Source organism: Bradyrhizobium sp. USDA 4516, assembly GCF_054055915.1.
On record NZ_JBSRXT010000001.1, the window covers coordinates 8610559 to 8623333 of the forward strand.

The 12775-nt window shown below is 63.9% G+C and carries 15 protein-coding genes; 6 read left to right on the forward strand and 9 right to left on the reverse strand.

The genetic code is table 11. The annotated features are described in order from the left end of the window. Positions 1 to 204 precede the first annotated feature (204 nt). On the forward strand, positions 205 to 1182 hold the full coding sequence (locus tag ACVI1L_RS40020) for a DMT family transporter (protein ID WP_057018461.1): 978 nt from the start codon (positions 205 to 207) through the stop codon (positions 1180 to 1182). A gap of 42 nt (positions 1183 to 1224) precedes the next feature. Here the strand turns inward: ACVI1L_RS40020 and ACVI1L_RS40025 are convergent, their stop codons facing one another. The 7 genes from ACVI1L_RS40025 to purC all read right to left on the reverse strand — a co-directional run bounded on the left by ACVI1L_RS40025 (position 1225) and on the right by purC (position 6816). Beyond that, positions 1225 to 1821 (reverse strand): invasion associated locus B family protein, encoded by a 597-nt coding sequence (locus ACVI1L_RS40025; protein WP_456785326.1) that lies wholly within the window; start codon positions 1819 to 1821, stop codon positions 1225 to 1227. Between the two features lie 247 nt (positions 1822 to 2068). Continuing rightward, on the reverse strand, positions 2069 to 3673 hold the full coding sequence (locus ACVI1L_RS40030; protein WP_253623732.1) for an ABC transporter substrate-binding protein: 1605 nt from the start codon (positions 3671 to 3673) through the stop codon (positions 2069 to 2071). Between the two features lie 130 nt (positions 3674 to 3803). Then, positions 3804 to 4763, reverse strand: coding sequence for a tripartite tricarboxylate transporter substrate-binding protein (locus ACVI1L_RS40035; RefSeq protein ID WP_456785667.1), 960 nt, complete (start codon positions 4761 to 4763; stop codon positions 3804 to 3806). 63 nt (positions 4764 to 4826) lie between these two features. Next, positions 4827 to 5528, reverse strand: a complete 702-nt coding sequence (purQ, locus tag ACVI1L_RS40040; protein ID WP_057018388.1) for a phosphoribosylformylglycinamidine synthase subunit PurQ — start codon at positions 5526 to 5528, stop codon at positions 4827 to 4829. Next, positions 5525 to 5779 (reverse strand): hypothetical protein, encoded by a 255-nt coding sequence (locus ACVI1L_RS40045; RefSeq protein WP_057018387.1) that lies wholly within the window; start codon positions 5777 to 5779, stop codon positions 5525 to 5527. The genes purQ and ACVI1L_RS40045 overlap by 4 nt, the downstream gene beginning before the upstream one ends. A gap of 11 nt (positions 5780 to 5790) precedes the next feature. Further along, positions 5791 to 6033 carry a phosphoribosylformylglycinamidine synthase subunit PurS gene (purS, locus tag ACVI1L_RS40050; RefSeq protein ID WP_092088518.1) on the reverse strand — a complete coding sequence of 81 codons (243 nt, stop codon included), beginning with the start codon at positions 6031 to 6033 and terminating at the stop codon, positions 5791 to 5793. Between the two features lie 15 nt (positions 6034 to 6048). Continuing rightward, on the reverse strand, positions 6049 to 6816 hold the full coding sequence (gene purC, locus ACVI1L_RS40055) for a phosphoribosylaminoimidazolesuccinocarboxamide synthase (RefSeq protein ID WP_016843454.1): 768 nt from the start codon (positions 6814 to 6816) through the stop codon (positions 6049 to 6051). A gap of 349 nt (positions 6817 to 7165) precedes the next feature. Between purC and ACVI1L_RS40060 the strand changes: the two genes are divergently transcribed. After that, on the forward strand, positions 7166 to 7489 hold the full coding sequence (locus tag ACVI1L_RS40060; protein WP_057018385.1) for a DUF1476 domain-containing protein: 324 nt from the start codon (positions 7166 to 7168) through the stop codon (positions 7487 to 7489). 29 nt (positions 7490 to 7518) lie between these two features. Here the strand turns inward: ACVI1L_RS40060 and ACVI1L_RS40065 are convergent, their stop codons facing one another. Further along, positions 7519 to 8463, reverse strand: a complete 945-nt coding sequence (locus ACVI1L_RS40065) for a LysR family transcriptional regulator (RefSeq protein WP_253589906.1) — start codon at positions 8461 to 8463, stop codon at positions 7519 to 7521. 112 nt (positions 8464 to 8575) lie between these two features. Here ACVI1L_RS40065 and ACVI1L_RS40070 point away from each other — a divergent pair, with 112 nt between their 5' ends. The 4 genes from ACVI1L_RS40070 (at position 8576) to purB (ending at position 12208) form a co-directional block, all read left to right on the forward strand. Further along, positions 8576 to 9403 (forward strand): isocitrate lyase/PEP mutase family protein, encoded by an 828-nt coding sequence (locus tag ACVI1L_RS40070; protein WP_229190903.1) that lies wholly within the window; start codon positions 8576 to 8578, stop codon positions 9401 to 9403. 315 nt (positions 9404 to 9718) lie between these two features. Further along, on the forward strand, positions 9719 to 10003 hold the full coding sequence (locus ACVI1L_RS40075; protein ID WP_456785327.1) for a hypothetical protein: 285 nt from the start codon (positions 9719 to 9721) through the stop codon (positions 10001 to 10003). Further along, positions 9984 to 10610 (forward strand): hypothetical protein, encoded by a 627-nt coding sequence (locus tag ACVI1L_RS40080; RefSeq protein ID WP_456785328.1) that lies wholly within the window; start codon positions 9984 to 9986, stop codon positions 10608 to 10610. The genes ACVI1L_RS40075 and ACVI1L_RS40080 overlap by 20 nt, the downstream gene beginning before the upstream one ends. 167 nt (positions 10611 to 10777) lie before the next feature. After that, a complete protein-coding gene (gene purB, locus ACVI1L_RS40085; protein WP_456785329.1) occupies positions 10778 to 12208 on the forward strand; it encodes an adenylosuccinate lyase in 1431 nt (476 codons plus the stop codon). Between the two features lie 67 nt (positions 12209 to 12275). On the opposite strand, the gene cynS is transcribed toward purB, so the two are convergent. Continuing rightward, positions 12276 to 12764, reverse strand: a complete 489-nt coding sequence (gene cynS, locus ACVI1L_RS40090; RefSeq protein ID WP_456785330.1) for a cyanase — start codon at positions 12762 to 12764, stop codon at positions 12276 to 12278. Positions 12765 to 12775: the final 11 nt, after the last annotated feature.

The following is a 12775-nucleotide window of genomic DNA, read 5'->3' on the forward strand; positions in this document are numbered from 1 at the left end:
AGCCAGACGCCCGTGTGGGCCAAGTCACCAAACGGTAGTATACGCCGGAGGCGTCGGGACGCCTCCAGCCTCAGTCCCTCAGACGCGCCCGCACCAATTCCTCCAAGCGGGATATCGGCGTAAATTCAATACCCTAGCCTTGCATCGCGCCGCCGCGCTAGATTGCTGCTTCGCGCGCCAATGCGCGAAGGGAGCCAAATCAAGGTGCCGAAGAGCACAGCGAAAACGGGCGGCGTGACGGCTCCCGCGAAAGTGCCCACCTCGTCCACGTCGGCGCCGGGCGCGCGCGGCTGGCGCGATTATGCGCTGCTGCTGGCGCTGGCGTGCTGCTGGAGCTCGACCTACCCGCTCACCAAGATCGGGCTCGGCTCGATCCCGCCGGTCACCTTCATTTCCGCGCGCTCGCTGGTGGCCGCCGCCTTCCTGCTCATCGTGCTGCGCATTCGCGGCATCCGCATCCCGACCGACCTCAAGGCCTGGAAGCTGTTCGCCTTCCAGCAGACCATCAACTCCACGATCCCGTTTTTGGTGATCACCTGGGCGCAGCTTTACGTGCCGGCATCCAACACCGTGGTGCTGGCCTCGACGACGCCGATCTTCGCCTTCCTCATCACCTGGGCGATCACGCGACACGAGCCGGCCTCTCTGCTCAAGCTGGTCGGCGCGATCCTCGGCCTCGCCGGCACGGTCGCGATCATCGGCCTCGACGCACTCTCAGGCTTCGGCAAGGAGATCTTCGCCGAGATCGCGATCCTGCTCGCCACCGTCTCGTTCGCCTGCGCCACGATCTTCGGGCTTCGGCTGTCGGACTATGATCCGATGGTCGTGGCGGCCGGCTCGCTGTTGTTCGGCGGCACCGTGCTGCTGCCGGTCGCCCTGATCGTCGACCATCCCTGGACCCTGCACCCGACGCCGCAGGCGCTGGTCGCCACCGTCGTGATGGGCATCTTCTCCAGCGCGTTCGGCCTGATGCTGTTCTACATGTGCCTGACGCGGCTCGGCACGCTGACGACGAATGCGCAAGGTTATCTTCGCATTCCGATCGGCGTCGCGCTGTCGGTGATCCTGCTCGGGGAATCCGTACCGTCGAATCTCGCGCTCGGCCTCGTGCTGGTCATGGCCGGCGTCGCCGCGATGACGGTGCCGGGCGAAGCAGTCAAACGGTGGCTGCGCAGGCTTTAGCTGCTGCTCATCGAATCTGACAGACCCGCTATTTGCGGTCGCCTATCTCGCTTCACAGCGCGCTTTGCGCTCCTCTTCGGCGCGCTTCGCACGCTCCGATCTCGCCTGCTTTTCCTCCGCCGAAAGCACCTCCTCGATGACCTTCGTCCCTTGTGCGGGTCCATCGCAAGCATCAGCGAATCCGGCGAGCGGCACGGTCAGGCTGATCGGCGAATTGGCCTTATCGAAGGCTTCCAGAGTGAGCGCATGCGCTTGCTTGAGCTGATCGACCATTTCCGGTCCGGCGTCGTAGTCAGCCGTGCAACCGTAGGCAAAGCAGCCCGCGTAGGGCCGCTCAATCGCTTGTCCCTGATCGATAATGATCCGAACACCACGTTCGACTATCACCCGGGTCGGCAAGAAAACGCGCAACGTCTTCCTGGAATCTCCGGTGCGCGCGATCAGCGCGGCTGCCACGACTGCCCCGCAGTCTATGTTCTCTATCTTCGATCGCCCCTCTCGCCCGACAATGCAGGTGTCGGCTATGCAGAACTTCGTCCAGGGGGGATAAGTCAACGTAGCCTGTTCGCCGGCTACTGGGCCGGCAACCAGCCAAGCAAGCGCAATGCCGGCGCAGCAACGCAAGATCACACGGCGCATGGCCGCTTTCCCCGATCAGACCTGAACTCAGGCTCGTCGCGGACTGTGTCCGCATCAGGGCGTTGCACGCCGCGGAAATGCTACTTCTTGTCGTCCTTCGCAACGTCGCGGGTCACGAGTTGCTGCAGCACCTCGGCGCGCGAGTTCATTGGCGTCGGGTACGACCGTCGACAGGTCGACGAACCGCTTCTTCACCGCTTCGCTCGCACTCGGGCGCAGCATGCGGGCGACGATGCTGGACCCCGGCTTATTGCACGCTGACCAGCGTGAGGTCGACGAACCACGATTGGGGCGACACAAAACCCTTCACCTTCGGACTCATCGCGCGAGGGTTCAGATCGTGGACAATATAGAGCCAGGGCGGATCGTCGACGAGGCGCTCATGCGCCTTGCGGTAAGCCGCCGAGATCACTTTCGGATCGGTCGCTTCCGAAATCGTCTTGAGTGCGGCTTCGAACTCGCCGTCCTTCCATTGCTCGAAATTGAAACCGTTCGGTGAAAAATTGGCGGCCAGGAAATAGCGCGCCATCACGCCGGCGTCCGACGAAGGCGAGCTGATATTGAGCGCCATGGCGCCGCGCAAAGTTGGGCTGTCGGGCGTGGCCCGGGCCGCCGTCAGAAGCACCTGCCACTCGATGACGTCGAATTCCACATCGACCCCGCAGGCTTCCTTCAGGTTCTGCTGCAGGAATTCGTTCATCGGCAGGGGCAGCATCTGCCCCGAGCCTGAATTCGAGATCAGCACCTTGAACGCCAATGGCTTCGCCGACGTGTAACCCGCCTCGGCAAGCAGCGCCTTGCCCTTGGTCGGATCGAACTTGTAGTGATTGACCGGCGCGCCGAAATCGGGATCGCTGGCCTTGAGCCAGCCGACCGACGGCTCTGCGGTCCCGTTGAGCAGGGACACCAGCCCGTCCCGATCGATGCAGTAGTTCAGGGCCTGGCGAACCCTGACGTCCTTGAACGGGCTGTTGGCGGCGCCGATGTTGTAGAACCACGGCCAGACATGCGGATAGGAGCCGGTGGTAATGGTGAAGCCGGCGGATTTCAGCGAGTCGACGCCATCGGCCGGCGGCACTTCGATCCAGTCGACCTGGCCGGCACGCAAGGCGGCCAGCCGCGAATTGGCCTCGGGGATCGGCAGCAACACGACATTGTCGACCTTCGCTGTCTTGCTCGTGTCCCAATACTTGTCCCAACGCGCCAGATCTGCCTCTTGCCGCGGCACAATCCTGGTGATGCGGAACGGCCCGGTGCCGGCAGCCGGCAACGTCGCGACCTTGGCCCAGTCGCGGCCGGCCTTTTCGAATGAGGCGGGCGAGGTGAACAGAAGATAGACCGCCATATAGGGAAAATAGGATGCCGGCTTCGTCGTCGAGATCGCCACCGTTGCGTCATCGATCTTCCGGTAACTGCCCATCACCGGGACCCGCGCCCGCGACATCGCCGAACTCGGCGGCTCAAATTGCGGGCTCTCGCTGTTGAAGTAGCGATCGAGATTCCAGATCACGGCATCGGCATTGAAATCGGTACCATCGTGGAATTTGACGCCCTGGCGCAGATGGAAAATCCAGGTCTTGTTGTCGACGGGGTCCTGTTCCCATTTCTCCGCGAGTCCGGGACGCAAAGTCGCCAAGCGGTCGGTTCCGCTCAAATTCCACAGCACCAAACCTTCAAAGATCGGATAACCGAGAAAGCGCATGCCTTCGAAGCCGTTATTCGGCAGCCCGGTGGCCGTCGGGATATCGGACGCCGTCATGGCGATGCGCAACGTGGTCTCGGCCATCGCCCAATGCGACCACAGCAGCGCGCATAGGAACGCAATCGTGCAGTGAGCCTTGCGAATGAGCATGATGCGCTCCCGTCCTGATCGATCGGGAGATCACCAGCAAATTTCAGGCCAGTCTGGCGAGCGGCTGACGCAAGACTCGCCGCCTCGGCGACCGCGTCGAGGGCAGAGCCAACGCAGCGACGATGACCCTCTACTTCTTATCGTCCGCCAGCAGCGTGCGGTATTTCGCGACGTCGCGGGTCACGAGCTGCTGCAGCGCCTCGGGCGCGAGCTCATTGGCGTCGGGGGCGACGGTCGACAGGTCGGCGAAGCGCTTCTTCACCGCCTCGCTCGCAACCGCGGTGCGCGCGGCGGCGTTGAGCTTGGCGATGATCTCGGGCGGTGTGCCCTTCGGCGCGAACAGGCCGTTCCAGCCCTGCGCCTCGAACTCGGGCAGTCCGGCCTCGGCCGAGGTCGGCAGTTCCGGCAACGACGCAAGCCGTACCGTCGAGCCGACCACGACCGCTTTCACCAATTTGTCGTCGATCGCCTGCGACACCGAGGCCGCGGCATCGCAGACGCCGTCGATCTGACTGCCGATCGCGTCCGTCAGCGCAAGCGCCGCGCCGCGATAGCCGACCAGCTGCACGTCGATGCCGGCGGCATGAACAAAGCTCTTGCAGATCAGGTAATTCGAGGAGCCGACGCCGGCATGGCCGAGATTGACCTTGCCCGGATTGTTCCTGGCGTAGTCGATGAATTCCTTGAGGTCCTTGGCCGGAAAATCCTTGCGCAGCGCGACGATGCCGAAGGTCTTGGCGACCACGGCGATCGGCGCGAAGGAGTCAGGCGTAAACGGCAGCTTCGGATAGATCGTGTAGGTCGCGGCGTTGGTGCCGGCATTGCCGATCGCGATGGTGTAGCCGTCCGGCTCGGCGCGCGCGGCGCGGGCGAGCGCGGTGGAGCCGCCGGCGCCGCCGACATTCTCGATGATGATGCTCTGGCCGAGCGCCGTGCCCATCTGGTCGGCGACCGCGCGGGCGATGACGTCGGAGGTGCCGCCGGCCGTGAACGGCACGATCATCGTGATCGGACGCTTCGGGAAGTCCTGGGCGTAGGCCGACGTCGCAAGCAGAAGCGCCGCAGCCGCGGCAACGCACCACCGCCGCATTTTATTCTGACGCGTTTTCTTCACGCGAACCGGTCCCCACTTCGCTCGAAAACGCTATGGTGATTACGCCGCCTTTTCGAACTGCTGGACCAGGCCTGCGAACAGGCCGCGGCCGTCGGTGCAGCCCATGATCTCTTCGACGTGGTTTTCCGGATGCGGCATCATGCCGAGCACGTTGCCGCGCTCATTGACGATGCCGGCGATCGAATGCGCGGCGCCGTTCAGATTGGAGGCCTCGTCGACCACGCCCTCCGGCGAGCAGTAGCGGTACAGCACCCGCCCGTCGCCTTCGAGCCGCTTCAGCGTCTCTTCGTCCGCCTCGTAATTGCCTTCGCCGTGAGCCACCGGCACGCGGATCACCTGGCCGGCATTGTAGCCGCGGGTGAACGGCGTGTCGGAACGCTCGACGCGCATATGCACGTCGCGGCAGATGAACTTCAGCCCGGCATTGCGCATCAGCACGCCCGGTAGCAGCCCCGACTCGCAGAGGATCTGGAAGCCGTTGCAGACGCCGAGCACGAGCCCGCCCTTGGCGGCGAAGTCGCGCACCGCGTCCATCACCGGCGCGCGGGCCGCGATCGCGCCGCAGCGCAGGTAATCGCCATAGGAGAAGCCGCCGGGCACCACCACGAGGTCCGTGCCTTTGGGCAGCGCGGTCTCGGCGTGCCAGACCATCGCGGTCTCATTGCCGGATGCGAGCTTGAGCGCGCGCGCCATGTCGCGCTCGCGGTTGATGCCGGGGAAGACGAGGACGGCTGATTTCATGGAGTTGGTACTTCGTTCAATTCGAGACGTGTCTCTATGCGGTCAAGACGCCCTTCGTGGCGAACCAGCGTCGCGTGAATACCGGAAATCTCCTGGAACACGCCGGTAATTTCCTGGCGGATACCATTCTGAGACGTTCGCGATGCCTGCATTTCCTGCTTCAACTCATCGATCTTGCCGTCGACCTGAGCCAAACGCGCCTGGACCGATTTCATCACTTCGAACATCAGCTCCATCGTCACGTCGGCCATTTGCTCGCCCCTTACGCCTTCAGTTCGATGGCATAATTCTCGATCACGGTATTCGCCAACAACTTGTCGGCGGCGGCCTTCAGCGCCGCTTCCGCCTTGGTCTTGTCGGTCGCGGCGAGCTCGATGTCGAACACCTTGCCCTGGCGAACGCTGGCGACGCCGTCGACGCCGAGCGATTTCAGCGCACCCTCGATCGCCTTGCCCTGCGGATCGAGGATGCCCGACTTCAATGTCACAGTCACACGTGCCTTCACGGTCGTCCCTTCAGCTTAGCTCTTCACCAGCACCGGGCCGCTACCGGCCGGCCGCTCGTTTTCAATCAGAATGCCGAGCCGCTTGGCGACCTCGGTGTAGGCCTCGAGCAGGCCACCCAGATCCCTGCGGAAACGGTCCTTGTCGAGCTTCTCGTTCGACTTGATGTCCCACAGCCGGCAGGAGTCCGGCGAGATCTCGTCGGCGACGATGATCCGCATCATCTCGTTCTCGAACAGCCGTCCGCACTCCATCTTGAAGTCGACGAGGCGGATGCCGATGCCGAGGAAGAGGCCGGTCAGGAAGTCGTTGACGCGGATGGCCAGCGCCATGATGTCGTCGATCTCCTGCGGCGTCGCCCAGCCGAAGGCGGTGATGTGCTCTTCCGACACCATGGGGTCGTTGAGCTGGTCGTTCTTGTAATAGAACTCGATGATCGAGCGCGGCAGCTGGGTGCCCTCCTCGATCCCGAGCCGCTGCGACAGCGAGCCGGCGGCGACGTTCCGCACCACCACCTCGAGCGGCACGATCTCGACCTCGCGAATCAGCTGCTCGCGCATGTTGAGGCGGCGGATGAAGTGCGTCGGCACCCCGATGTCGTTGAGGTGCTGAAACAGGTACTCCGAAATCCGGTTGTTGAGGACACCCTTGCCCTCGATCACCTGGTGTTTCTTGGCGTTGAACGCGGTCGCGTCGTCCTTGAAGTGCTGGATCAGGGTTCCCGGCTCGGGGCCTTCGTAAAGCACCTTGGCCTTGCCTTCATAAATACGGCGTCGACGGCTCATTGGGATGTACCGTGTTTTGTTGAAATCCATGGATTTGGGTGCTCCGGATGACTTGGGGTTACGACCCACGACGGAGCTGCCGCGGAGGCCTGGAACCTGGGCAATCCAACTGGAAACAGAACAAGAACCATGCCTGTTGGCAACCTATCCGATTGGCCCATCCAGCACAATCGATAGTGCCCCCTTGAGGGCACTTATACCGCCCTATCATAAAGGGCCGATTCCGCCAGTTTTGCCTGCGGCTTAACGGCTCGTTGTCTTGCCGATTCCTCCCACCTATCTAGGCAGGCACAGGGGCTGCCGCAACGCGCGGCGGCCCTCATTCAGCAAGGGAATTGGAACTTCAGCCATGAGCGAATTCAACAAGCGCGAGGAAGGTTTCGAGAAGAAGTTCGCCCTCGACGAGGAGCAGAAGTTCAAGGCTGAAGCCCGCCGGAACAAGCTGCTTGGCCTGTGGGCCGCCGAGAAGCTCGGCATCACGGGCGATGCCGCCAGCGCCTATGCCAAGGAAGTGGTCGCCGCCGACTTCGAGGAAGCCGGCGACAACGACGTGCTGCACAAGGTTCTGAAGGACCTCTCCGCCAAGGACCAGGCCGTCACCGAGCGCGATATCCGCGCCAAGATGGACGAGCTGCTGGCGGTGGCCGCGGCGCAGGTCAAGGCGGGAAGCTGAGTTCCCGGGACACCCTACCAAGTCGACTTTTACGCGCGCCGGACACCGTTCCGGCGCGACGTGTTTGTGCCCCTCGCCTTGGTGAAGTCGGCACGGAGGATGTCGAACAGACGGCGTGAGGCGGCGCTAAGGAAGCCGCCATGCCGCGTCACGGCGACGACCTCGTGACTTGCGGCGAGATCGCCGACGCGGATCGTCGCGATCCTCGAGCTACCCAATTCCTCCGCCGCATTGCTTTGTGACAGCAGCGCGATCCCGAGCCCGGCCTCGACCAGCCGCTTCTGCGCCGTCAGGCTGTCGACCGGCGTCCAGGCGACCTCGCCGAGCCCGTGCGTCAGGAACAGGGCGAAGACGTGCGAGGCGGTGATTTCGCGGCGTCCCGGCACCTCCGGGAAGGCGATCCACCGCTCATCCCTGAGATCGGCAAGCTTGCCGACCCGGCGTCCCGCCAGCGGATGGTCCGGCGCGCAGACCACCCCGAGCGGCTCGGCAAACAGCACCTCGCAATCGAGGTCGCGCGAGCGGTCGCGGTCGTAACGCAACCCGATCGTCGCCTCGCCGCGCCGGATCAGGTCGCTGACCTCGGCGCTGGTCGCGGTGCGCAGCGTCAGCGCAACATCCGGATGCCGGCGGGCAAAGCGCTTCAATACGTTCGAGAGCCGCTCGCCGGCGAGGGTACCGGTCACCGCCAGCGCCACCGGGCCGGAATTGTCGCGCAGCAGTGCGCGCACCGCGTTCTCGGCATCCTGCGCCGCCGCCACCGCCCGTTCGGCATAGGGCACCATCACCCGCCCGGCATCGCTCAGCCGCGTCTTGCCCGCGATCCGCTCGAACAGGGGCACCCCGAGCTCCTGCTCGAGCAGCGCTATGCGCCGCGAAATCGCCGGCTGCGAGCGGTGCAGCGCCTTGGCGGCGTGCGAGATCCCGCCGCGCCGATGCACCACCAGGAACGTGTTGAGCGCGTCGCTGTCCATCGCTCTCCCCATGCAAAAAGCTGATGATATCGAGAGAAATAACAAATTTGTCTGATGGGCGAAACCGCCCTATCGCTGCTTTCAGTCGCTTTTGACAACAGCAGGAGTTCACATGCGCACCCAGGCGGACAAGGCAGCACGGTTTCGCGAGCTGCATCAGCGGCCCGGCGCCTTCATCATTCCAAATCCGTGGGACGCCGGAACGGCGAAGCTGCTCGCATCCATGGGCTTCGAGGCGCTGGCGACCACCAGCCTCGGGCTCGCCAACACGCTTGGCCGTTCGACCGTCAGCCTCGACGAGATCATCGAGAATTGCCGGGTGATCGCCGAGGCCACCGACCTGCCCGTCAATGCCGATCTGGAAAAATGCGGCGCCGACATGCCGAAGCTCGCGGCCGAGGCGATCCGCTTCGCCGCCGAGGCCGGCGCGGTCGGCGGCTCGATCGAGGACTCGACCGGCGACCCGCAGCGCCCGATCTACGATTTCACGCTCGCCGTGGAGCGGGTCCAGGCCGCGGTCGAGGCCGCACGGGCGCTGCCCTTCCCGTTCACGCTGACGGCGCGGGCGGAAAACTTCCTGCACGGCCGCAAGGACCTCGACGACACCATCAAGCGGCTACAGGCGTTCGAGGCCGCCGGCGCCGACGTGCTGTATTCGCCGGGCCTCTACGATCTCGCCACCATCAAGACCGTGGTGTCATCGATCAACAAGCCGTTCAACCTCGTGATGGGCTTTGCCGATCCGACCCTAACCGTCGAGCAACTCGCCGCCGCCGGCGTCAAGCGCATCAGCGTCGGCGGCGCGATGCAGCGCCACGCGCTGGCTGCGTTCCTGCGCTGTGCCCGTGAGATGAAGGACAACGGCGCATTCAGCTTCGTCCGCGACATGGCGCCGGTGAAGGAGGTCCGGGCGGCGTTCGCCGCAGCGAAAGGCGAATAGGAAGCAGCGAATAGCTAATCGGAAAGCATCCATTCGCTATTCGCGCTTCTCTCATCTCCTCGAAATCCGTCTTCCGACAAGTCGCCACTCACGTCGCGGCGTGCCTTGCGCGGCCTCGATTCTCAGTCTGCGCACGACATATATGGTCTCCTCCTCCAGGGTGAGTGAACAGCTTCACACAACCGTCGGTGAATCGGACGTAGAACACGACGGGCGCAGGCGTACGATCAGTTCATTCCAATCGATCCTGCGCACGTCGATCCAATCTACACCGATGATCAGAGGCGGCGTCTCGTCGCCATGGGGGATTTCCAAATGAAGAGCTGGTTGCTTTCCCTGCACAAGGGCGTTGGAAACAGTCCGCAATTTTTTACGAACGTCTTCAACGGCGAGGCCTGGAGCGGCGATGTCCCAATGCCGGGGAACACCTGGATCAGCAACACGCCGGCAGCCGTCGTCTTCAACACCAACCTGTATGTGTTCTATCCGATCAACCAGTCCCTCTATTACAGGGTCTATGACGGCGGGCTGTGGACCGCGGCAGCCCAGGTGCCCAACATGGCCGGCGTCGGCGGCGGGCGTGGCGGCCGCCGTGTATGACGGCCTGATCTATCTGCTGTACTCGAATCCCGGCCAGTCCGACCTGATGTACAAGACCTACGACGGCACCAGCTTCGGACCCGAGATCAACACATCCGGAACCAACCATCTCATCTCCGTCGCCTACCAGAACGTCGACACCCCGGCCGCGGTCGTGCGCGGCGACACGCTCCACGTGTTCGGCCGCGGGCCCGGCTATAGCGAACCCGGCAACATGAACCGCTTCTGGTACGCAACCTTCGACCGCAGCACCTGGCGAAGCAATCCGGTTGCCGGCACGGAAGGCCTCAGCAACGGTCCGGGCGCAGCGTCCTACAAGGACTGGATCTACCTGTTCTTCAACGACCCCACGGGCCTCTTCTTCTTCAAGCGGTTCGACGGCATTGGCAGCTGGGGAGCCGACCGCCAGGTCCCCGACACGCCGGGCAATTTCGGCAATGCCGCGCCGGTCGTGTTCAACGACACATTGTACGTCCTGCACCAGGGGCCCAACGGCCAGTTCCTGTACAAGACGACCGACGGCGAGGACAACTGGACCAGCGACACGGCCGTGCCGAACACGGCCGGCCTGAGCTGCGGACCCGCCGCAGTGACCTTCTCGCTCTGACGCGGGGCGAAGCATGCCTGCGCCGCCCCGGATTGCCCGAGGCGGCGCCTTCTAGAATCTGGTATGCTGGCGCCAGCACCGCAAGCCCGGCCGAGGCGTTACCAGACCTGACGATTCATCGCAGGTCGCGGCTTGCAGCCAGCCTCAGGCAATGCCAAGAGAGCGGGATGTCCCAAGATCACATTTCCAACGTCCTCGCCGAACGTTACGCTTCGCCCGCCATGCGCGCCATCTGGAGTGGCGAAGGCAAGGTCCGCCTCGAACGCGACTACTGGATCGCCGTGCTGAAGGCCCAGCGCGATCTCGGCATCGCGGTGCCGGATGGCGTGATCGAAAGCTACGAGCGCGTCAAGGACCAGATCAACCTGGCCTCCATCATGAAGCGGGAGCGCGTCACCCGCCACGACGTCAAGGCGCGCATCGAGGAGTTCTGCGAGCTCGCCGGTCACGAGCACCTGCACAAGGGCATGACCAGCCGCGACCTCACCGAGAACGTCGAGCAATTGCAGGTCTACCGCGCGCTGCAGCTCATCGAGACCAAGAGCATCGCCGCGCTTATCCGCTTTGCCAAGCGCGCGAAGCAATTGCGCGACATCCCGTTCACCGCGCGCACCCATAACGTGGCCGCGCAGGTCACGACGCTCGGCAAGCGCATCGCCATGTCCGGCGAGGAGATGCTGCTGGCGCATCAGAGCCTGGTCAATGTGCTGCAGACCTATCCCGCCCGCGGCCTGAAGGGCGCGGTCGGCACCCGTCTCGATCAGATCACCCTGTTCAACGGAGATGCCGGCAAGGCGCGCGCGCTCGAGCAGAGCGTCCTCGTTCACCTCGGCCTGCCGAAGGCCCTCGATGCCGTCGGCCAGGTTTATCCGCGCAGCCTCGACTTCCGTGCGGTCAGCGTGCTCACCGAGCTCGCCAGCGGGCCCGGCAATTTCGCCAAGACCATCCGCCTGATGGCAGGCCACGAACTCGCCAGCGAAGGTTTTGCCAAGGGCCAGGTCGGCTCCTCCGCGATGCCGCACAAGATGAACAGCCGCTCCTGCGAGCGCATCAACGGCCTGCATGTGATCCTGAAGGGCTATCTCGCGATGGCCGCAGGCCTTGCCGGCGATCAGTGGAACGAAGGCGACGTCTCCTGCTCGGTCGTCCGCCGCGTCATGCTGCCCGATGCCTTCCTCGCCATGGATGGCCTGCTCGAAACCTTGCTCACGGTGCTTGACCAGATGGAGGTGTTCGAAGCCGTCGTCGAGACCGAGCTCAACCGCTATCTGCCTTTCCTGCTGACCACCACGGTGATGATGGAAGCGGTCAAGAAGGGTGCGGGCCGTGAAGGCGCCCACGAGGCGATCAAGGAGCATGCCGTCGCGGCCATCGGCGACCTGCGCACCGGCAAGATCGTGCAGAACGATCTGCTGCAGCGCCTCGCCGCCGACAAGCGTCTTGGCTTGAGCGCAGCCGAGTTGCAGCACGTGCTCGACCAGGGTCGCGCCAACTCCGGCGACGCCGGCGCCCAGGTCGATTTCTTCGCCGAGCAGGTCGAGGCTCTGGCCAAGGCCAAGCCTGAGGCGGCGCGCTACAACCCGGGCACGATCCTGTAGCGAATGGTGAGGTGCGAGTAGCGAATGGGCAGGAATCCATTCGCTACTCGCCATTCGCCCCCTCGCCTCACTCTTCCTTGAAGCCGTATTCCGGCACGTTGCCGCTGGCGCCGTAATATTTGTACGGCAGGAACTTGCCGCTCATGGTGATCTTGACGCGGTCGCCCTTCGGATTGGCGACGCGCTCCAGCGCCATGTCGAAGTCGATCGCCGACATGATGCCGTCGCCGAATTCTTCTTCGATCAGCGCCTTCCAGGCCGGACCGTTGACCATCACCATCTCGTAGAAGCGGTAGATCAGCGGATCGGTCGGCGGCATCGGCGTGCCGGTGCCGCGCATCGGCACCTCGTTGAGCATCGCGATCTCGGCCTTCGACAGCCCAAACAATTCTCCGGCATTCGCCGCCTGCGGCTTCGTCAGTTTCATCTGGCCGAGGATCGCGCCCGTGATCAGCACGTCGGAATAGCCGCCGATCTTCTCGCAGATGTATTTCCAGCTCCAGCCCTTCTCGCGCTTGATGTCGAGCAGCTTCTCGGTGAGATCTTCGCGGTTCATCAGGTTTCCTC